This is a genomic window from Alteromonas sp. HB246098 (assembly GCF_054890645.1).
Genome location: NZ_JBTZUG010000001.1, coordinates 896938 through 917901, shown reverse-complemented (window position 1 = coordinate 917901; position 20964 = coordinate 896938). Strand labels below are relative to the sequence as shown.

The window sequence follows — 20964 nt, the reverse complement described above, 5'->3', positions numbered from 1 at the left end:
GCTTAAGGAACTGCGACAGTAGCAACAATCTTATCGAGTACGTCGTTAATCGTTATACCTTCTGCTTCAGCTTGATAAGACAAGATAATACGGTGGCGAAGTACGTTATGAACGACGGCTTGGATGTCGTCAGGGCCGACGAAATCTCTACCGCTAAGCCAAGCGTGGGCCCGTGCACAGCGGTCTAAGCTAATGGTGGCGCGAGGACTTGTTCCCATCGCTATCCACTGGCCTAATTCTGCATCAAAGCTCGCTGGCTGACGGGTCGCCATTATCAATTGTACCAAGTATTGCTCTAACTCTGGCGCCATGTATAAGGACAAGGCTTCTTTACGAGATGTGAAAATATCATCTTGAGTTAGCGTAGGCGGTGTAATAGGCGGCTCTGAAAGCGCTTCGCCTCGAGTTAAACGCAGTATTTCTAATTCAGTCTCTGCACCTGGATAATCTATGTCCACGTGCATTAAGAAACGGTCAAGCTGCGCTTCAGGTAGCGGATACGTTCCTTCTTGCTCTAATGGGTTTTGCGTGGCCATAACTAAAAATAGCGGGGGCAGGGGATAAGTTTTACTGCCCACTGTAATTTGGCGTTCAGCCATAGCTTCCAGCAGCGCAGATTGCACTTTGGCTGGAGCACGGTTAATTTCGTCTGCTAACACTAGGTTATGAAAGAGCGGCCCTTTCTGGAAAACAAACTCACCGGTTTCGGGGCGATAAATGTCTGTTCCGGTTAAGTCGGCCGGTAAAAGGTCTGGCGTGAACTGCACACGATGGAAATCACCGTCAATACCGTTAGCTAACGCATTAATTGCACGTGTTTTTGCAAGTCCTGGTGGGCCTTCCACTAGAAGGTGGCCATCGGCCAAAAGAGCGATTAGAAGGCTTTTGGTTAACGCACTCTGACCAATGATCTGCTGGTCTAAATAAGCGTGTAACTGTTGAAATTGCGCTGCTGCCATAATGCAAAATTTCCGTTTGAGTTCTCGTTATCAGGAAGTGTCAGTTGGACAATGGGGTTAACTAATCTATTAAAAAGTGATCGCCTTAGTAAAAAGTGAATTAAACAACTTTGTGCTAGTCACACTTTACCTTAGGCACTCTTTACCGTAGCCACAATGACACAAAACAGACTTTAATTTCCATATATGGTTCATTCTATCTTTCTTCAAGTCGTTAAATAGTAATAAAAATGCGATATTTGGAAGGACATTAACAAGTTACTTGGGCCATCAGAGTGTATTTATAGAAGGCAAGTGGAAGTTTTAACGATGATTTGAACTGCTCAGGTAAACTTTAGTTTCATTTATATTGCCCTTAGCTCTGCATTATTTGCTATTTTGTTCATTGTTTGTAAAAATCAGGTTTATTACAGGTCAGACCACTTTGCGGCTATTAGCTAATAATAAAGTTGGTCATCAATTTAGGTGCATTATGGCAACAAAACAATCAGTTACTACCCGAGAGGGTGATCGCATCGCCATTGTCGCGGGGTTGCGTACTCCGTTTGCGAAAATGGCTACATATTTCCACGGCGTACCGGCTGTTGATTTAGGTAAAATGGTCGTAAACGAACTCCTCATTCGCCATGGTGTTCAGAAAGAATGGGTTGACCAGGTAGTTTACGGTCAGGTAGTACAAATGCCTGAGGCGCCAAACATTGCCCGCGAAATCGTGCTTGGTACAGGCATGAATGTTCACACTGATGCTTACAGCGTATCTCGCGCTTGTGCCACGAGTTTCCAGTCTACGGTCAACATCGCTGAGAGCATGATGGCTGGTACGGTTCAGGTGGGTATCGCAGGTGGTGCAGACTCAACATCAGTATCACCTATCGGTGTGTCTAAAAACCTTGCACGTGCTTTGGTAGATTTGCAGAAAACTAAAACCCTGGGTCAAAAGCTAAATATCTTTAAGCGCTTAAGCTTAAAAGACTTAGCGCCAGTACCTCCTGCAGTCGCTGAGTATTCTACCGGTTTGTCGATGGGGCAAACAGCAGAGCAAATGGCAAAAACACATCAAATCTCTCGCGAAGAGCAGGATAAACTAGCTCATCGCTCGCATAGCCTAGCCGCTGAAAGCTGGGAAGCAGGTAAACTGTCTAGCGAAGTCATGACTGCCTATGCAGAACCGTACAAAGGCGCGCTTGAGCGCGATAACAACGTACGTTTCGATTCAAAGCTTGAAGGTTACGCGAAACTTCGCCCAGTATTTGATAAGAAATACGGCTCTGTAACAGCAGCGAACGCAACACCGCTAACAGACGGTGCCTCTGCGGTGATCATGATGACAGAAAGCCGTGCCAAAGAATTAGGCTACACACCGCTAGGCTACATTAAAAGCTACGCGTTCTCGGCCATTGACGTATGGGAAGACATGCTAATGGGTCCGTCATACGCGACACCTATCGCGCTAGACCGCGCAGGTATGACGCTAAACGACCTAACCTTGATTGAAATGCACGAAGCGTTCGCAGCGCAAACCTTGGCAAACGTTAAAATGTTCGCAAGTGACAAGTTCGCTAAAGAGAAACTTGGCCGCGACAAAGCGACGGGCGAAATTGATATGGACAAATTCAACGTAATGGGTAGTTCAATTGCTTATGGTCACCCGTTTGCTGCAACCGGTACACGTATGATCACGCAAATGCTTAACGAACTAAATCGTCGTGGCGGTGGTACAGGTCTATTGACTGCATGTGCTGCGGGTGGTCTTGGTGCCGCAATGATTGTGGAGACAGAATAATATGAGTCAGGAACAAGATATGACAAATGAAGTTCAGCCAACATCAGGTGCATTTACGTTAACCAAGCAAGATAATGGCGTTGCTATTCTTAGTATGGATGTACCTGGCGAGAGCATGAATACGCTTAAAGCTGAATTTGGCGATGAAATATCTGCCATGCTTGACGACATTGAGCGTGATAGCAGCATTAAAGGTGTTGTATTAACGAGTGGTAAGCCAAGTTCTTTTGTCGCGGGCGCTGATATTACCATGCTAGCAGCGTGTAAAACTGCTGAGGATGCAACGACTATAGCAGCCGGTGGACAAGCTATTTTCGATAGAATCGAGAACATGAAGGCTACTTTCGTTGCAGCGATTCACGGCCCAGCGTTAGGTGGTGGTTTGGAGCTTGCGCTTGCGTGTCACTATCGCGTATGTACCGATTCATCTAGTACTCAGTTAGGTCTACCTGAAGTACAGCTTGGACTATTGCCAGGCAGTGGCGGTACTCAGCGTCTTCCACGTCTTATTGGCATTCAACAAGCAATGAAAATGATGCTAACTGGCTCACCTGCACGGGCCAAGCAAGCCAAAAAATACGGCATTGTTGATGAAGTTGTTCCGCATAGCGTACTTTTGAAAGTGGCAGAGCAGTTTGCCCTTAAACGCAAGCCAGAACGTGACGCACCGCAAAAAAGCGCTATGGACAAAATGTTAGAAAAAACGGGCCCAGGCCGTAACATGCTGTTCAAAAAAGCCCGTGAAGCGACGTTTGCTAAAACCAAAGGTAACTATCCTGCGCCGGGTTACATTATCGACGTTATTGAAACAGGCATGAACGAAGGCATGAAAGCGGGGCTTAGAGCCGAAGCAGAAGCCTTTGGTAAGCTAGTGATGACGCCAGAATCTTTCCAACTTCGTCAGATTTTCTTTGCTACAACTGAAATGAAGAAAGAAAACGGCGTTGAAGGTGTTAAGCCTGAAAAGATGAAGAAAGTAGGTGTGCTTGGTGGCGGCTTGATGGGCGGTGGTATCGCTTATGTAACCTCGACTAAAGCCGGTGTACCTGTGCGTATTAAAGACGTACGTGCCGATGGCATTGCGAACGCAATGAAATACAGCTACGACATCTTAAACAAAAAGGTGAAGAAGCGTTTCATGCGCAACAGCGAAATGCAGAAGCAGTTAGCGCTTCTTACCGGTACACTGGATTACAGCGGCTACCAAGACGCGGATATCGTGGTTGAAGCAGTATTTGAAGACCTAGATCTTAAACAGAAGATGGTGGCGGACATTGAAGAGAACTGCAAAGAAAGCACGATCTTCGCATCGAATACTTCGTCTATTCCAATTACACAAATTGCAGCGAAAGCGGCACGCCCTGAAAACGTGATTGGTCTTCACTACTTTTCGCCTGTAGACAAAATGCCGTTGGCTGAAGTTATCGCTCACGACCAAACGTCGGACCAAGTCATTTCATCAACGGTAGAGTTTGCTAAGAAGCAAGGCAAAACGCCAGTTGTTGTTAAAGACGGTGCGGGTTTCTACGTGAATCGTATTCTAGCGCCTTACATGAACGAGGCGGCAAACTTGATTCTTGATGGTGAGCCAATTGAACACATCGACAAGTCTTTGGTTAAGTTTGGCTTCCCTGTGGGCCCTGTGAAACTACTTGATGAAGTGGGCATTGATGTTGGTACTAAGATTATTCCATTCCTTGTAGAGGCATTCGGCGAGCGCTTCACTGCGCCAAGTGCTTTCGATAAAGTGCTGGCAGATGGCAGAAAAGGTAAAAAGAACCAGAAAGGGTTTTATTCTTACGAAGGCAAAAAGCCAGGTAAAGAAGTGGATGAGTCAATCTACGAACTACTGGGCCTTTCACCTTCTGCCAAGCTAAGCGAAAAAGAAGTTGCTGAACGCTGCGTATTAATGATGCTTAACGAAGCGGCACGCTGTTTAGACGAAGGCGTTATCCGCAATGCTCGCGACGGTGATATTGGCGCTATCTTCGGTATAGGCTTCCCTCCATTCTTAGGCGGCCCATTCCGCTATATGGATACACTGGGTATCAAACACCTTGTTGCTCGTTTAAATCATTATGCTACTGCTGTAGGTGACAAATTCGCACCTGCTGATGTGTTAGTAAAAATGGCGGAAAACGATCAAAAGTTTTATAGCTAAGTTTACAAAATGTTAAAAAGCCGGGCTTTGCCCGGTTTTTTTATGTCTAATGGGTATTTCTGCTGGTTTATTGTTCTATTTTGGGTAAAATTCCTGCGTTCAAAAAATGAACGTGTCAAATTGTTGGCGTCAATTATCAGTAAGTTAAATTGAATATTTGATGGGAACAAGTAACTCCACGTAATTATGTTAAACAGGCGGAGGCAGTGTGATTTCACTCGTGGTACTAAGCGTTATCTTTTCTCTGTACTTTTATGTAGAAGCGTTTAAATGGGGAATGAACGCGAAGAAGTGGGCAATAGCGGGTTTTGCGTTAGGTCCAATCTTGTTACCTATGTTCTCTATCTCTCGCCACATGCATTGGCGCAATGCTGTCGGGTTTAATAATCTTTATATAGCAGCGTAGACTTGCCGATTACGTTATCCACTAACGACGAGTCTCGTCTTTCAGGTATAAAAAAAGAGAGTAAGCACTCTCTTTTTTTGAAAATCGTTTCAACTTTAAATTATAAGCCTACGCCATAGCCGCCACCCGATTGTGGCTTAACGTATTCTAGCTGAGTAGTAGCCTCTTTTTGCGACTCAGGAGCCTGTTTAGCGCCTTCTTGCTTGTCGGCAGCGACCGGGGTAGCGGTAGAAAGTACTAGTGCAACTGCGTACTCTTTTAACATGTTGATTTCCTCTGATTATTATTTTGAACGAACAAACAAAGCCGATTTTTTATATTTGTTACCGGCATTCTGTTACTTGCTAGTTACGTGCCAATATGTTTGTTTTTAGATTTAATCCTTTTTGATCAGTGGTTTATGTTAATTTTTTTATTTTTGTGAAAGAAGAGAAAGGGCTAGCGCCATTATAATGACACTAAAGTCTAATATACGAAGGTTTATGGGGCGGGTTTTTGCCATAGTTTGCCGTTTAAAAGGAAGCTAAAAGGCAATTAATGCCTTCACAAAGAGAGAAGACGTTTTAAAACTGGCTATTGCCTAAAAGCGTGTGCAGCTTTTGATTTTCTGTAAGCAGCTTTTCAAAACGTTCTGCATTTAATGGTCGGCTGTATAGAAAGCCCTGCAACATTTCGCAGTCGTAACGTCGCAGTATGTCTAGTTGAGACTCTTCTTCTACACCTTCGGCTACAACTTTGAGGCCTAAGTTGTGGGCAATGTTGATGATGGCCGCAGCCATATGTCGGTCTACATTGCTTTTTGCAATGTCATCAATAAAGGCTTTGTCAATTTTTAGAGTATTTAAAGGAAAGCGTTTTAAGTACGCAAGCGATGAGTAGCCGGTACCAAAATCATCTAGCGCTAAGTGAATACCTCGCTCGCGCAGTCGCGTCATCATTTGAAGGCCGTTTTCAGGGCTTTCCATCAGCGTACCTTCAGTAATTTCGCACTCAAGGTGCAGCGGTGACAGTCCTACATCGCTTAAAATTCTATTTATTCTGTCGTCTAAATCTGGCAGTTCGAACTGTTTTGCCGAAATATTGACGGCAACACGCCCGCTAAATAAACCTTGCTTAACCCAGCGTTTAGTATCCGCACAGGCCTTGCGTAGTACCTGCTCGCCAATTTCAATGATTTGGCCAGTCTGCTCTGCTAACGGAATAAATTGGCCCGGGCTTACTATGCCTTTTTGCGGGTGTTCAAAACGCACCAGGGCTTCCATGCTAACCAGTTTCCCCGAGGCTATATCCACTTTAGGCTGGTAATAAACAGTGAACAAGTCGTCTTTGATACCTTGACGGATCAAATTTTCAATTTGCAGCTGCCTAACCGCGTTTTGATTCATTTCACCACTGAAGAACTGATAGCTGTTGCCGCCATTATTTTTGGCAAAATACATGGCCGTATCTGCATTTTTCAGCATTTCCTGGGGGGATTCACCATCGTCAGGGTAGAAGGCGATACCAATACTCGCGCCTAGCACAAACTCTTGTTTATTGATAATGAAGGGGCGCGACAAGGTATCTAACAAGCTTTGTGCGTAATGAGTCACCGTATGAATATCGGCGTTATCTTCCATTAAAATACTAAATTCATCACCACCCAATCGATAACAGGTCGCATTTTTACCAGTAATACGCTGTAGCCGCTTGGCAATTTGTTTAATTAAAATATCGCCGGTTTGATGGCCCAACGAGTCGTTAATCTTTTTAAAATTATCCATGTCCAAGCAAAGCAAGGAGTGGGCGCTAGATTTACGCACTAAGTTCTGATGACTTGCTTGGAAAAACGAACGGTTAGGTAGCTCGGTCAACGGGTCAACATTAGCAAGTTTTAAAAGCTCTTTTTCAGTACTCTTACGAGACGTAATGTCGCTGAACACCCCGACAAAGTGACTTATTTTGCCGTCTTCATCATGCACAGCATCAATATTGAGCTCCATTTCGTAGCGCTCGCCGTTTACTCGTACGCTCTCTACTTCACCAGACCAGTTGCCTTTAGACTTGAGGGTTTTCTTAATTTCTTCGGTAAAGGCATCTGGGTATAAATGAAAATGCATAAAGCTGGCAAGTGCTTGGTCACGTGTTTCACCGGTATAGCTGCAATATGCATTATTAACACTAATAAACTTGAATTGGGTATTAGTAATAAATACCCCTTCTGAAATGTTCTCAATTGAGCGCTTAAACAGGTTAAGCTGCTCTTCAGCTTCTTTTAAGTGATGAATATTTTTGAGCGTACCTGTCATTCGCACCGGCTGCTCGTTGTGGTCGCGCTCTACCACTTTTCCGCGATCCAGTATCCAAATCCACTGGTTTTTAAATGTCTTAGCGCGATAGGCGAGTTCGTAAAAGTCACTATCGCCTTCTAAATGTGCTCTTAGCGCAGATTTAACGCGAGTAATATCGTTAGGATGAATATTGGCATCATAGGCGCCAGAAGTACGAATATCGTCTTGAGGAAAGTCTAAGGTCCCCCAGGTGTTTGCACGGTATACCTGACCTCGATACACATCCCAGTCCCATAATTCATCGCCAGAGCTCCACAGTGTTAGCTTTAAACGCTCTTCCGACTCTTTTATGGCCAGCTGGTTTGCTTTTCTTATTTGGTATTGTCGTAAAATGAAGGCAAAAATAGCCAATGCTACTAAACCGTAGAAAACAAGGGCTACAGTGTGAAGCCAAGGAGGGCGCTCTATGGTAATTTTTAAATTTCTGCTTTCAGACCACGCTTTACCCGGCTCTTTAGCTTGTACGGAAAATGTATAGTTACCAAAAGAAATATTGTTGAACTGAGCAGTACGTTCTTTGTCTACGTAAATCCAGTCATTCTCAAAACCTATCAGTTTATAGCGATAAGTAACTTGATTAGGATAAATTGGATTAATTAAGCTAAATGAAATACTAAATCTAGTTTCGTCATGATTTAACGTGACAACATCGTCGTAAGTAATTATCTCTTTTGAGGTAAATGAACGAGAAGATTCATCACCTTGGTAAAATTTTCTCTTTGAATGGGCTATAGAACCAAAAATGTTTATAAGATACAACTGCGGTGAAAAAGCCTGTTCAGCATCCTCACTATTTGATTTTAGGTTTTTTGATATTTTTATATAGCCTTTGTTACCTCCAAAGTATATAACTCCGTCTTGAGTGGATATAACTGCTCCTTCTCCAAGGGAATTAAACCTTAATTGTTCGTTTGGTATACTGTCAGCTTCTCTTAATGAAGGAAGAAGTACTTTGTGTACGCCTTTCGCGTCCGAAAACCAGATACTATCACCTACCGCTGTTGTAGAAGTAATAAACCCACTCTGATTATCTCTTTTTTGTTTTTTGATTAACGCTAAACTCTCTTCATCAACCTGTAGTACACCGTCTGAGCGGGTGGTTAGCCAAAGACCATCATCTGTTTTGTGAATTCCGTATACCAAGGAGTTAATTCCATTGGACGAGTCTAATATCTTTACAATTCGACGTTCGGCAACAGAATATATGACTAGTTTTTCCCCTGCTCTAAACCAGATTCTTCCTTCGGTATCAGAATAGATAGCAAACATTTTTCCGAAGTTTTTCGGTATATCTTCATGAAGTAAAGAAGCTTCTTCATGACGGCGCTCGACACTGTCAAAATCGATCGAGTAGATTTCGCCACTTGGCAATTGAAACCATATAGCATTTTCGCTTTTGAATATGTGATCAATAAATGAGCCTTTAAAAAATTGGTTCAACAAACGAAATCCATTTATTGTTTGCTCTAAGACTAGCAATCCGTCAGAGGTAGCAATCCAAACATTGTCATTCTTACCAATTTCTACATCCCAAAAAGAACTAGCTTCGGCGAGCTTTTCAAAAAGGTCGTAATAAGATACTTCGCCGGTATCCTTCGAAATTTTTCCCAAACCTTTTTGCTGAGAAATAAGAAATAGCTCTTTGGAACTATTTTCTGCGAAGCCCCATATAGTTGTGTAATTGTCTTCAGTTTGTCGTTCAGAATTGTAAACGGGCTGAAAGTGAACAGTTGCAAATTCGGGATGATATTTGAACGCACCGCGATGAAAAGTTGCTGCCCATACCACGCCCGTACGGTCCTCAATTACTCGAAATACGATTGCCGATGGAATGCCAGTAGAACTATAAATATCTGAATTCAGATGCAAATAATCAGGGCGGTAATCGGGTGAAATGGTACTTTCAGCAGCATCTGACAATAAAAACAGCCCAATATAAGTGCCCACCCAAATATCTTTATCTACCACAGATATTGAAAAAGAGTTAACCTCTTCGGTGACACCCAAGTCATCGCTTTTAATCCGTTTTAGAATGCGGCCGTTAGAGGCTAAAACGATAAGGCCCTCATTGGTTGCTAACCAATAATTACCGTTAATCACAGTGATATCGTGAAGTGCTCTTATATCTAAAGAAATTCCCCAAGGGTTAACTTTGCTTGCGTTGTGAACTTCCAACGTTTCAGAGTCTATTATGGCAGCGCCGAATTGGTTAGAACCAACCCATATACGATTAGCCTCTTCGAAAATCACTTTTATAAAACTTTCTTCTTTAAAGGCTTGCGTTAATACAATTATTTGGGATTTTTCTTTGGAGAAGCGGTAGATAAATTTACGGTCAGCAAAAAGAATGTCGCCATTTTTTGATTCTGAAATGGCTGAGATAAGATCTGTCTTTATTACAGAGTTGTCTTTATCAAAGACTTTGAAGCTATCTGTCTCTGGCTGATAAAGCGCCAGCCCTGAATGAGTTCCAACCCATAGTTGTCCTTCGGAATCGACAAATAGTGTTTGAATGTATCCGGAAGGTAAGGAATTTGGGTCAACGTCTGAGGGGTGGTATTGCTTTACATCATATCCCGAATAGCGGTTAAGGCCGTTTGACGTCGCCAGCCAAATAAAGCCCATATGATCTTCCACAATATCTAAAACTGCGGTGTCTGATAGGCCGTGTTGCTTATTTAACTCTGTGAAATGAAGATCAGAAACTTCTATCGCCTTCGCAGGATTAAAACACATTCCTGACAAAGCCAACAAAAGAAGCAGCATTGAATAAATTAGGGTTGAGCGCACCTATACACCTTTGGCATACGCCATTTATTATTTTTTTATTTTTGACTGGCAGCATCCCTAACGACCAGAATAATAAATATGCCGAATTAACTGAGTCTCCACAAGCACTTTTTAGGGTTAGCAGGGATGATGGGTTACTTATTGAGCAACCTTAGATAAATTCAGCGTCTATTTATCGACACCTTGGTCAAAAACTTGACGTTTATATCTTTTTTAAATCGCTGGTTAGTATGTTTTTTCTGTAACGCACTGATGAAAAAGAGGATATTGTTAAGAGGTTTAACCGCGTTATTGAAGAAAAAGCAATGAAATTACCGCTTAACTAATGCATAAGATGGTCCTTACACAAAAAGCAGAGTAGTTGTAAGCGTATAACAGTGTAATAATTGAAAACTGTGCTCAGTAGTAGGGTATTTCTTGTTTGAAGTGGGAAATACTGTTTATTGTACGCTTCTCTTGGGTTGGAATAGCTTCGAATTTTCCTTTAGAAAACAGGACAAGCTCCCCACAGCGTTCACGCTTAGCGAGTTGCTGCGCAAAATCTTGAATTTCTTCAAAGCTTAGTTCTTTAACTCGCTCTGCCAGTTTAACGTTTCTATTAAACCCTAAGTCTTGCGTACCCAAACTCACCCATAGTCGCTGAGATTTCATAGAAAGCGTTAAGTCTCGTTCCTCTAACTGTTTAATTAAATTTTGCTGAATTGTTGGCCAGTAAAAACGATAGAACTCAATTTCATTTAACTGCTGAAACAAAAACTCTGTCATAGCATCTAACAAATGTTTCGGGCTACATTGTGGGCTTTGAATATAGAACGCCATGCCAGGGTGCTGATTGTGCGGAACATAGCCGGTTCCTACGATATAGCCTAATTGTTGTTCTGTTCTTAATGCATTGAAAAATGGGGCGGCCAGCATTTGTTCTAAAATCATGCAAAGCGCCGTGTCGGTAAAGTCTGGGGAGGGCGCTTGAAGATACAGCACTACCGCCGAGTCATCGTGGTTACAAAGCACTTCATGGTAAAGCGTTCCCCCCACAGGAAGTTTAGATACCGCCCGTGAAAGCGGGCCGCCACCAGCATTAACACACTGTTCTTGAAGCGCCTTTGAAAATACTCTTGCCTCTTCGCTAGACCAGTTTCCGTGCATAAATGCTTCAATGAAATAATGTTCAAAAGCACGCTTTCTGCAGTTATGCATTTGCTCATAGGTGATGCTATCTATTACATCTAACAGCTCCACTGGAGCTTGGGTGTTGCGCTGGATAAGCACGCTCAACCGCGAAAATAAGCGGTTAGTAGGCTTATTTAATAGGGAATTATGAAGGCTCTGAATTTGCAGCGCTTTGTGATGTTCAAAGGCTTTCTCATTAGGTATGAAATTCAGTACCGCAGCAAGAAGCTGGTTGGCTAATAAGGTTTGTTGATTAGTGAAGCCTCGAGTGTGCAGCGTAAACCCAGCCTGATGTCCGTATATACGGTAATGCAGACCCGCAATCTCGGCTCTGTAATATTTAGCTTGCAGGTAATCATTTAATGCGCCCAGCCAAATGCGTTTAGCAGCAACCGCGAGTAAAGAGTCAGAAAATTTAGCGGCGTCAAAAGAGATATAAATATCGCCTTTAGGGCTATGGAACTGCTGGTCTTGGGCAAACCAAAACCGATAACCACCATTGTCCACCAATTTATTAGGAATATTAAAGCCAGTCTCAGGCAATATAAGGCTGTACTCGCTTGCTAAATAAGGGTTGGGTGGAGGTAGCTGTAATTCACTAATTGTCTCTGGTGACCTAAGTTCCTGCAATAACTTAGGAGCAATGTTCTCTACACTGTATTCGGCTTCGTAGAACGCACAAACTTGCGTGGTTTTAACGTCTTTAGAAATAACTTTCAGGCGAATGTTATCTGGGGTGAAAAAGGATAAAGCATGTTCAATAACGCCTTTATCATAGCTGCCTATAGTAGAGCGCAGTTTACCTAATTCGTCTGGCCCAAAAATAAACTGGTGTTGTGCGTATTCGGTTACCAGGCTAAGTGGCTTGATATTTTCTTCGTACTCTAGGGCTAAAGTATTTAACTTCGATTTTTCGTGAAAGCGCCAATCTTCATGGGATGCTTTTCGAATTATTGAGATGTAGCTAAATAGTGCTTCCAGTACACGGTTTTTGTTTTCCAGCCCGTTTTGAGTAAGCTGGAAACTCACGTTGAAGTCTTTAAATCTGTCTCCCTCAATACCCGAACCAGCAATGAGGTTAAGCGCCCAGTCCTTTTCTTTAAGGTAGGCAAGCAAACTACCTTCGCCCTCATCGCCAATTAAATGGCTAATGTAATTCAGCGGTTTTGTTTCATAGTCATTTTGTAAAGCGGGTAGGGCGAATGTCACTATCATCCGCTTTGCTGACTGAAGCGGATTTATGTTTATTTGTATACCCAATTCATTTTCGGTGTAAAGGGCTGGCCAGTCATCTGACGCTAACTGTCCTGAGGGCATACTGGCAAAACATTGATGCACTAATGCTTCAAGTTGAGGTAAGGGCATGGTGCTGGCAATACACAGGCACATGTTTTTTGCGCAGTAATAAGTATGGTGAAGTGCTTTAAGTTGTTGTTTCAGCGCAGCGCACCCATGTTTGGAAAAGGTATCGCTGTTACCCACTGAAAACTTAGCGAAAGGGTGCTTTGGATTACAGGTTTCTTTGTGAATCTGGTAAAGACGACGAAGGTCATCTTTTTTCTTAAACTCAAATTCGGCATGAATATTTTTTATTTCGTTGGTAAGCGCTTCTTCTTCGAATAAAGGCTGCCTAAGCATATCTGCAAAAGCAGGTAAAGTTTGCGCAATCGCGTTCCCACTACAATTAAAATGATAGTTTGCGTATTCGGTTCCAGTCCAAGCGTTTATGGTGCCCCCATGCTGTTCAATAAAGCCATTTATCGCATTAGGTTTGGGTAAGTGCCGGCTCCCCATGAAAAGCATGTGTTCTAGAAGGTGAGCTAACCCCTGACAATCGTGAGGGTCGTAGAAGTGTCCTGCTCGTACTGCCATAGAAACAAAGGATTCACTTGCCTCGGGCGTATGACACAGCATAACACGCAAGCCATTAGGCAAAGTTATGTGGTGCGCGTTTTCTAAGTTGATCGTGTTATTCACATTTTCTCATATATGGTCAAAGGCACCTTACTGCTGGAGCATCTATTAAGATAATCTTCACAAAACATTAAATAATAGTCGAAAATTCACATTATTCACGGTTTTGAGCTAGGCGTAGATTCAGCTCTCTGATATCGTTAGCATACTTTCATTAATACTATGCGCAATGTTATGTCAGGTCAAAGTAGCAACGACGACATTTATCTTTTCATTATGCGTCACGGTGAAGCAGAAGCACCTCGACTCGATGACAAAAGTAGACAACTCACGTCAGTAGGCCGAGAACAAGCCAAGTCGGCTACGCTATGGTTAAAAGACCATTACTGTACCGAAGGTGTTGTTGATTTAGCGCTTGTAAGCCCCTATCGCAGAGCAAAACAAACTTTTGATATGGTGTCGTTAGATGTAGAAGCGGGCAAGGTTGAAAGTAATGAAGACATCGTTCCAGAAGGCTCACCACGATTAGTGAGTGACTATATTGACGGACTTCTCCACGCTGCCATCAATTCTAAAAAGCCTATCAAGAAGCTTCTTGTAGTTAGTCATATGCCCTTAGTTAGCTATTTGGTTGATGAGCTTTGTCAGTCCTACACCACCAGCTTGTTTTCTACAGCGTCAATTGCGGTAATTAAGTACTCTTTGAATGAGCACAAGGGCACCTTGGTTACGCACTATCAAGGTCTTTAACACAGTTCACTCATTCTTACGTGAATTAATAAAAATTGAACAAATAATTGTTAAGTATATCTCTATCCGGTCGATAGTCTCTTTGAGAGTGTCAAAGTTTATTCTATTGAAGGGTTGGGAAATGGACAGCAAATCTATTCCTGAGCTCCTTAAACGTTCATTGCAATCGCATATGGCGGAGGCTGATTTACGTGAAGATGAGGAGACGCAGGATATTATTGCCAGATTATCTGAATTATCAGATAAGGTCGCTGCTGCGAAAGCAAGAGCGTTGGCAAATCGTGCACAGCGTCTCGCTGACGAAACAAAAGGCTAGCAGATAAAGTCAAAGGTATAACCACTACATTGCTTAGTGGTCATTATTTGATTCGTTAGGTGCGACATAATATTCCGGCATAATCCTGACGGTTTTTATCATGCTTTCTGAAATATCTACTATTTCAAGTGGATAACCCGCCAAACGTACACTAACTTTGTTTTCCGGAATATCTTCAAGGTATTCAAGCAATAGGCCGTTAAGGGTTTTAGGTCCTTCAGTTGGTAATTTCCAGTCCATCTCTCGGTTCAATTCACGCACGTTAGCACTACCGTCAACCAGTACAGAACCATCTTGCTGCACATGGGCTTCTTTACTGTGATCGGGAACCATACTGGTGGTAAAGTCACCAATAATTTCTTCTAAAATATCTTCTAGGGTCACTAGGCCCATGATATCGCCATATTCGTCTACCACTAGGGCGATGCGCTCTTTTTCTGCTTGAAACTTATACATTAGCGTATGCAGTGGCGTAGATTCGGGCGTGTAGTAAATTTCCCGTACCGCGCGAAGCAGGCTTGATTTTGTGAACTGATCTTTTGATAAAAGCCGCAGAGCATCACGAACATGTACAAAACCTACTGCATCATCGACACTATCACGGTATAACAACACTCGGGTGTGCTGCGCATGTGTCAGGGCTTTCTGAATTTTCTTCCAGTCGTCATTGATATCTATGGCAAAAATCTCAGCGCGAGGAACCATGATGTCTTCGGCAGTGACGCTTTCTAAATCCAGAATGCTAACCAACATGTCTTGGTGACGTTTAGGGATCATAGCGCCAGCTTCAAACACTACGGTTCTTAATTCTTCTCTACTCAATGAATCGTCATTGCCATTTGCTGGGCTAATTTTGAGCAGCGCGAGAATACCATTGGTAATACCGTTGATAGCTGCGACAAAAGGGTAAAGCAAAGTGAGTAATGGAAGCAGAATAATAGAACTAGGGAAGGCTATCTTTTCAGGATAAAGTGCCGCCAAGGTTTTAGGTGTAACCTCCGCAAAAATCAGAAGAACTAGCGTTAGGCCAAAGGTTGCTGCGAACAGCCCCCAATAATCACCAAATAGGCGAATACAGAGTATGGTGGCAAGCGAAGAAGCCGCTATGTTAACAAGGTTGTTACCGATAAGGATGAGGCCGATTAGGCGGTCTGGTCGTTCAAGAAGCTTTGCAACACGCATAGCCGAGCGGTTGCCTTCTCCTTGCAAGTGCTTGAGTCGATAGCGGTTTATCGACATCATGCCTGTTTCTGAACTAGAGAAATACGCAGATAGTAATATGAGTACGCCGAGCGCGATAAACAGCGTACTCGTTGATATGTCGTCCAATTAAGGGTTTCCTGTACAAACTAAGGCTTCAAATGTATTGATTTGAGAGATGAGTTTCAAGGGAAAATTGTTGATATAACCCTAAATACTTAGAAAGTTTAGCGCAAAGTGGGGAGCCGCCTAGCAATGTGGTTGATAGACTCGGCGGCTTTAAATACGTTTATTTAAAGAAGGAACTCGCGCACCAATTTGCTACCAAAATAAGCAAGAGATAACAGCGTAACCCCCAATACTGTCATCACAATGACCTGTCGCCCTCGCCAACCTCGAAGTTTTTGGCCTATTAAAAGAATAAGAAAAATCACAAGCGCAGCAGCGGAAAGCACTGTTTTATGTGCATAGGTTTTGTTAAACATGTCTTCTAAAAAAACAAACCCGCTGATAAGCGATACCGTTAATAGGCAGGTGCCTGCAAGCAACAGTTTAAACAAGATGTTTTCCACCAACATTAGAGGAGGCAGGGATGAATGGAGTAGCGCTGCACCTTTCTGTTTAAGTCTATAGGTGATGTAAGACATTTGAAGTGCATACAAAAATGCAATGACCAAGGTACAGTATGCAAACAAGGATAGGCTAATATGAATCACCAAGCCGGGCTGCAGTTCAATGTGCATGATGTACGATACGGGAATAAACTGTGATGCAAGCACTGTGAGGCTAGCAAAGCCGAATACAACAGGAAGTAAAATTAGATTCGGAATAGCCCGGGCAAAAATGAGCATGGAGATGGTGATTATCCACGACACTAGAGAAAGTACGTTGGTTACACTCATATCCTGACCTGGCGCAACCATAATGGCGCTGGTAAGAAACGCGATATGTGCGATTGCCCCTACACTAGCGATAGATAGACCTAAACGTTTGTTTGGGCCGTCTTGATGTACGAATTTGCCAATAAGCACTGCTGCAGCCAACGCGTAGAGTACAGCAGCAGAAATGGCGAAAAGGGTGTTCATGATGCATCCTGTAATAGGTAGGTGATGTCTTCACCGACTGAGTCGGTATTGATACTGCAACTTGCAAGTAAATTCAACCATCTCCTTGATTTTGTTTGTTTCACACCCACTCTTAGTGTGGGTATAGGGAGCTCGCATATCTGTGGTCTATTCACCTTTGCAGCGTATCCGAGTGCGAGAACGACAACAAAAAAACAATAGATACCTGCGCAAAAGTTTAAAAATTTAACCGCAATTGTGGGTACGTTACGCTTCGCTTTTACGTTACAATGCGGGCATTACGTCTGAAATAAAAAGAAGTTTCATACTATGTTTGAGAATTTATCAGAACGCTTAGGCCAGACATTACGAAATGTCAGCGGTAAAGGGCGTCTTACTGAAGACAATATTAAAGAAACGCTACGCGAAGTGCGAATGGCACTTCTTGAAGCCGACGTAGCGCTTCCAGTGGTAAAGTCGTTTGTTGCACAGGTAAAAGAGCGTGCTGTTGGCACAGAAGTGACCAAGAGTCTTAAACCTGGCCAAGTATTCATTAAAATCGTTCAGTCTGAACTAGAGTCTGTAATGGGGGAGGCGAATGAAAAGCTGAACCTAGCAACTCAGCCTCCAGCTGTTGTGCTAATGGCTGGCCTACAAGGTGCGGGTAAAACCACCTCTGTAGGTAAACTTGCCAAATACTTAACAGAGCGCGAGAAAAAGAAAGTAATGGTAGTGAGTGCCGACGTATACCGTCCTGCCGCTATCAAGCAGCTTGAAACCCTTGCTGGTGAAGTAAATGTTGCTTTCCATCCGTCTACGATTTTACAAAAGCCGATTGATATCGTTAACGATGCCATTGTTGAAGCTAAGAAGAATTTCTTTGATGTACTACTAGTGGATACCGCTGGTCGTTTGCACGTCGATAACGACATGATGGACGAAATTAAAGAGCTTCACGCTGCCGTTAAACCTATTGAGACCCTGTTTGTGGTTGACGCCATGACGGGGCAAGATGCAGCGAATACGGCAAAAGCCTTTAACGATGCGCTTCCGCTAACTGGTGTAATCCTTACCAAAGCGGATGGTGACGCTAGAGGTGGTGCTGCGCTGTCGGTTCGACACATTACTGGTAAGCCAATTAAGTTTATCGGTATGGGCGAAAAGGTTGATGCACTTGAGCCTTTCCACCCTGAGCGTATTGCATCTCGTATCTTGGGTATGGGCGACGTACTTAGCCTTATCGAAGAGGTTGAGCGTAAGGTTGATAAGTCGAAAGCGGAAAAGCTGGCCAAAAAGGTACAGAAAGGAAAAGGCTTCGACCTGCAAGACTTTAAAGATCAGCTTGAGCAAATGAAGAACATGGGCGGCATGATGGGAATGCTTGATAAACTGCCTGGCATGGGCGGTATGTCTGATAAAATCAAAGATCAGGCGAACGACAAGCAGTTCAATCAAATGGAAGCCATCATTAATTCAATGACACCAGCTGAACGTGCGCGCCCAGATATGATCAAAGGTTCACGAAAACGTCGTATTGCAGCAGGCTCAGGTACGCAAATTCAAGACGTAAACCGTTTGCTTAAACAGTTTACGCAAATGCAGAAAATGATGAAGAAGATGTCTGGTGGTGGCATGAAGAAAATGATGCGCCAAATGAAAGGCATGATGCCACCGGGTGGTGGCGGCTTTGGAGGCCCTGGCGGCCCGGGCGGCCCAGGTGGATTTGGCGGGGGCGGCTTCGGCGGAGGCGGTGGCTTCCCACCACGTTAAAAGACTGTCGCATTACTTAACAATGCTTAAAAACCTCAATTGCAGCAATGCATTGAGGTTTTTTTATTTTTTTGCATCCATTATCACTCATCAGTCGTTTGGCTTGTTGAACAGGACGTGAGCAGTACTTATCGCATTATGCGTTTAAGAAACGTCTCTTCGCGAATCAACAAGTACGGAGATGAAGATGGAATTCAATAAAACATCACAGCAAAAATTAAAATTGTCACTGTTGGCGACGGCAATGGTTCTCGCGCTAAGTGCCTGCGATGGTGACGATGGGACAGACGGCCTAAATGGTGTTGATGGAACAGATGGCGCACCGGGTCAAGATGGAACCCCAGGCTTTGCGTCTGCGACATTCTTGGTCGCAAATAATGGCGATGACAACCGCAATACGGTTACTTCGATTGACCAAAACGCAAATGTTTTATCTACGGTAACTACAGGAGCCAATGAGGGAATTGTATTCACGCAAAGCGGAAGTCTGGTACAAGCGGGCGACAGTGACTTACCGCTTTTAAGAACGCAGTGTAATTTTGATGCACAAACAGATTACATGACGAATAAAGGGCACGAAATAACGGGTACAGCTACCGGATTAGTCAACCCTAAAGGTATAGCATTTGCTGAAAGTGCAGGCCTAGTAATGGTGGCAGACTTTAACGGGCAAAAAATAAGTGTGTTTGGTAGTCAAGTGGCAGGGGACGTTGCGCCTATTGCTGAGATAATGTTATCTGCAAAACCATGGGATTTGGCCTACGACGAGCAAAGCGATAGGTTATTCGTAGCACTTACCGATGGCACACTAGCGGTGTACGACAATGTGGCAAGCTCAAATTTTGCCCCTACTGTGATGCGTTCAGTTGTGCCTTCTGATACCGACGGAAACCAAGTTTCGATTAATTTACACGGCATTGTGTACGAGCCTAAATCTAACCGTATGGTGCTGTCAGATGTGGGTGATGCTTCTGTGGCCGACGACGGTCAAATATTTGTGATTGAAAATGTCTCTTCAGCAGATGGGGCGGTTGTACCAACCAGAGTAATAGGCGGAGCATCGACCCAGCTTGGCAATCCAGTAGACATTATTCTCACCGGGTCTGACCTACGCGTGGCGGAAAAATCAAACGACGCCATTCTAGTTTTCTCAAATATCTTCAACGGAGAGAGCGGCGATATTGCACCTACGTTATCAACGCCGTCGGTGAAGCCGGAGTCTTTAGCCGAGTTTACAGAATTAGACGAAATGAAAGACGCTTCGGACGACGGCATAACAACTATGCCTATTTTGGGACTTTCGGTATCAAGTAACCCTTCAACTGAAAGCGAAACAACAGGGCAGGTGGCTCAATATAGCGCAGTATTATCCAGCGAGTTGAGTTCTTTTGATGCAGGTATGAGTATTGAAAGTGCCGCGTTTACGGCAATGGGGGATAGTGTTATCACCTTTGATGATGTGGATACTTCGACGGGAGGCTTACTAGTAATTAATCGCTTGAAAACCATGCGCGATGGGATGACGTACAGCGATAGTTACGACCACATGATTATGGGTAGCGAAACCGGGCTGGTTGCGCCGAAAGGGCTAGACATTGCTTCTGAAGCCGGTGTGGTATTTGTTGCTGATGTCAATGAAAGCACGCCTGCTGTAAGAGTATTCTCGCCATGTGCATCGGGTAATGTTGCGCCTTTATTGACCCTTGAAGCCGCTGATAGTGCACGCCCCTGGGATGTGGATTACGACCCTTCAACTGACAGTGCGTATTTAGCATTAACCAACGGTACTGTCGCAGTTTTTGAAGAAGTAATGCGCAGATTGCAAAGTGGCGAGACCGTAATTACAGGTGAAGATAGGCTAATCGTACCAGCGAGCGAGGGCGCTGCATTTGCGGCGCCAACGAACATCCATGGTATAGACTACGATAGCCAGAGCGATAGCCTTGTTATTTCTGACGTTGGTAGCGCTGCAGATGCAACAGACGGCAAACTTTATGTCATTGCTGGTGCTGGCAACGCAGATGGCTTAACCGATGTGTCGGTTAATATTGCAGGTCCTAGTTCAATGTTGGGGAATCCAGTAGATCTAATGCTTAGCAACGGTCATGTTTACGTAGCGGAAAAATCAAACGGCATGATCCTTCGCTTCGATAATATTTTAAATTCGGCCTCGGGTGACATTGCGCCGACTTTTAGCATGATGTACCCCGCGCCAGAGTCTGTGAATGTACTAGCTGTTGAATAGGTAAAGCAGTGGTTGGAAGGCGCATAATAGCGCTTTCCAACATGATAGTTTAAAAACACACTGTCAAAGCTAAATGAGTGCGGTAAGTAAATCTGAGTATTGGTTA

The 20964-nt window shown here is 43.6% G+C and carries 13 protein-coding genes; 7 read left to right on the top strand and 6 right to left on the bottom strand.

The window, feature by feature from the left end:
* Nucleotides 1–2: 2 nt before the first annotated feature.
* Nucleotides 3–959 (bottom strand): AAA family ATPase, encoded by a 957-nt coding sequence (locus ACYTPF_RS03925; RefSeq protein ID WP_179982795.1) that lies wholly within the window; start codon nucleotides 957–959, stop codon nucleotides 3–5.
* A gap of 472 nt (nucleotides 960–1431) precedes the next feature.
* Between ACYTPF_RS03925 and fadI the strand changes: the two genes are divergently transcribed.
* From fadI to ACYTPF_RS03910, 3 genes are all read left to right on the top strand, one after another.
* A complete protein-coding gene (fadI, locus tag ACYTPF_RS03920; protein ID WP_461851277.1) occupies nucleotides 1432–2742 on the top strand; it encodes an acetyl-CoA C-acyltransferase FadI in 1311 nt (436 codons plus the stop codon).
* Nucleotides 2743–2761: 19 nt separating this feature from the next.
* Nucleotides 2762–4903: a fatty acid oxidation complex subunit alpha FadJ gene (gene fadJ, locus ACYTPF_RS03915; protein WP_461851536.1), complete on the top strand. Its 2142-nt coding sequence runs from the start codon at nucleotides 2762–2764 to the stop codon at nucleotides 4901–4903.
* Between the two features lie 208 nt (nucleotides 4904–5111).
* Nucleotides 5112–5309 carry a hypothetical protein gene (locus ACYTPF_RS03910; RefSeq protein WP_461851276.1) on the top strand — a complete coding sequence of 66 codons (198 nt, stop codon included), beginning with the start codon at nucleotides 5112–5114 and terminating at the stop codon, nucleotides 5307–5309.
* A gap of 100 nt (nucleotides 5310–5409) precedes the next feature.
* Here ACYTPF_RS03910 and ACYTPF_RS03905 read toward each other — a convergent pair whose 3' ends face one another.
* From ACYTPF_RS03905 to ACYTPF_RS03895, 3 genes are all read right to left on the bottom strand, one after another.
* Entirely contained in the window at nucleotides 5410–5574 is a 165-nt protein-coding gene (locus ACYTPF_RS03905; protein ID WP_461851275.1) for a hypothetical protein, read from the bottom strand.
* 298 nt (nucleotides 5575–5872) lie between these two features.
* On the bottom strand, nucleotides 5873–10429 hold the full coding sequence (locus ACYTPF_RS03900; RefSeq protein ID WP_461851274.1) for an EAL domain-containing protein: 4557 nt from the start codon (nucleotides 10427–10429) through the stop codon (nucleotides 5873–5875).
* A gap of 399 nt (nucleotides 10430–10828) precedes the next feature.
* Nucleotides 10829–13576, bottom strand: a complete 2748-nt coding sequence (locus ACYTPF_RS03895; protein ID WP_461851273.1) for an insulinase family protein — start codon at nucleotides 13574–13576, stop codon at nucleotides 10829–10831.
* 171 nt (nucleotides 13577–13747) lie between these two features.
* Between ACYTPF_RS03895 and sixA the strand changes: the two genes are divergently transcribed.
* Both sixA and ACYTPF_RS03885 read left to right on the top strand, forming a co-directional pair.
* A complete protein-coding gene (sixA, locus tag ACYTPF_RS03890; RefSeq protein WP_232091126.1) occupies nucleotides 13748–14263 on the top strand; it encodes a phosphohistidine phosphatase SixA in 516 nt (171 codons plus the stop codon).
* Nucleotides 14264–14384: 121 nt separating this feature from the next.
* Complete coding sequence (locus tag ACYTPF_RS03885) at nucleotides 14385–14579, top strand: hypothetical protein (RefSeq protein ID WP_118489834.1); 195 nt, start codon at nucleotides 14385–14387, stop codon at nucleotides 14577–14579.
* Nucleotides 14580–14612: 33 nt separating this feature from the next.
* Here the strand turns inward: ACYTPF_RS03885 and ACYTPF_RS03880 are convergent, their stop codons facing one another.
* A complete protein-coding gene (locus ACYTPF_RS03880) occupies nucleotides 14613–15908 on the bottom strand; it encodes an HlyC/CorC family transporter (protein ID WP_118489833.1) in 1296 nt (431 codons plus the stop codon).
* 164 nt (nucleotides 15909–16072) lie between these two features.
* Entirely contained in the window at nucleotides 16073–16864 is a 792-nt protein-coding gene (locus tag ACYTPF_RS03875; protein WP_461851272.1) for a cytochrome C assembly family protein, read from the bottom strand.
* A 309-nt stretch (nucleotides 16865–17173) separates the two neighbouring features.
* On the opposite strand from ACYTPF_RS03875, the gene ffh reads away from it, so the two are divergent.
* Nucleotides 17174–18613 (top strand): signal recognition particle protein, encoded by a 1440-nt coding sequence (gene ffh, locus ACYTPF_RS03870; protein WP_461851271.1) that lies wholly within the window; start codon nucleotides 17174–17176, stop codon nucleotides 18611–18613.
* Between the two features lie 187 nt (nucleotides 18614–18800).
* Nucleotides 18801–20858, top strand: coding sequence for a YncE family protein (locus ACYTPF_RS03865; protein ID WP_461851270.1), 2058 nt, complete (start codon nucleotides 18801–18803; stop codon nucleotides 20856–20858).
* The last annotated feature ends 106 nt before the right edge of the window (nucleotides 20859–20964 follow it).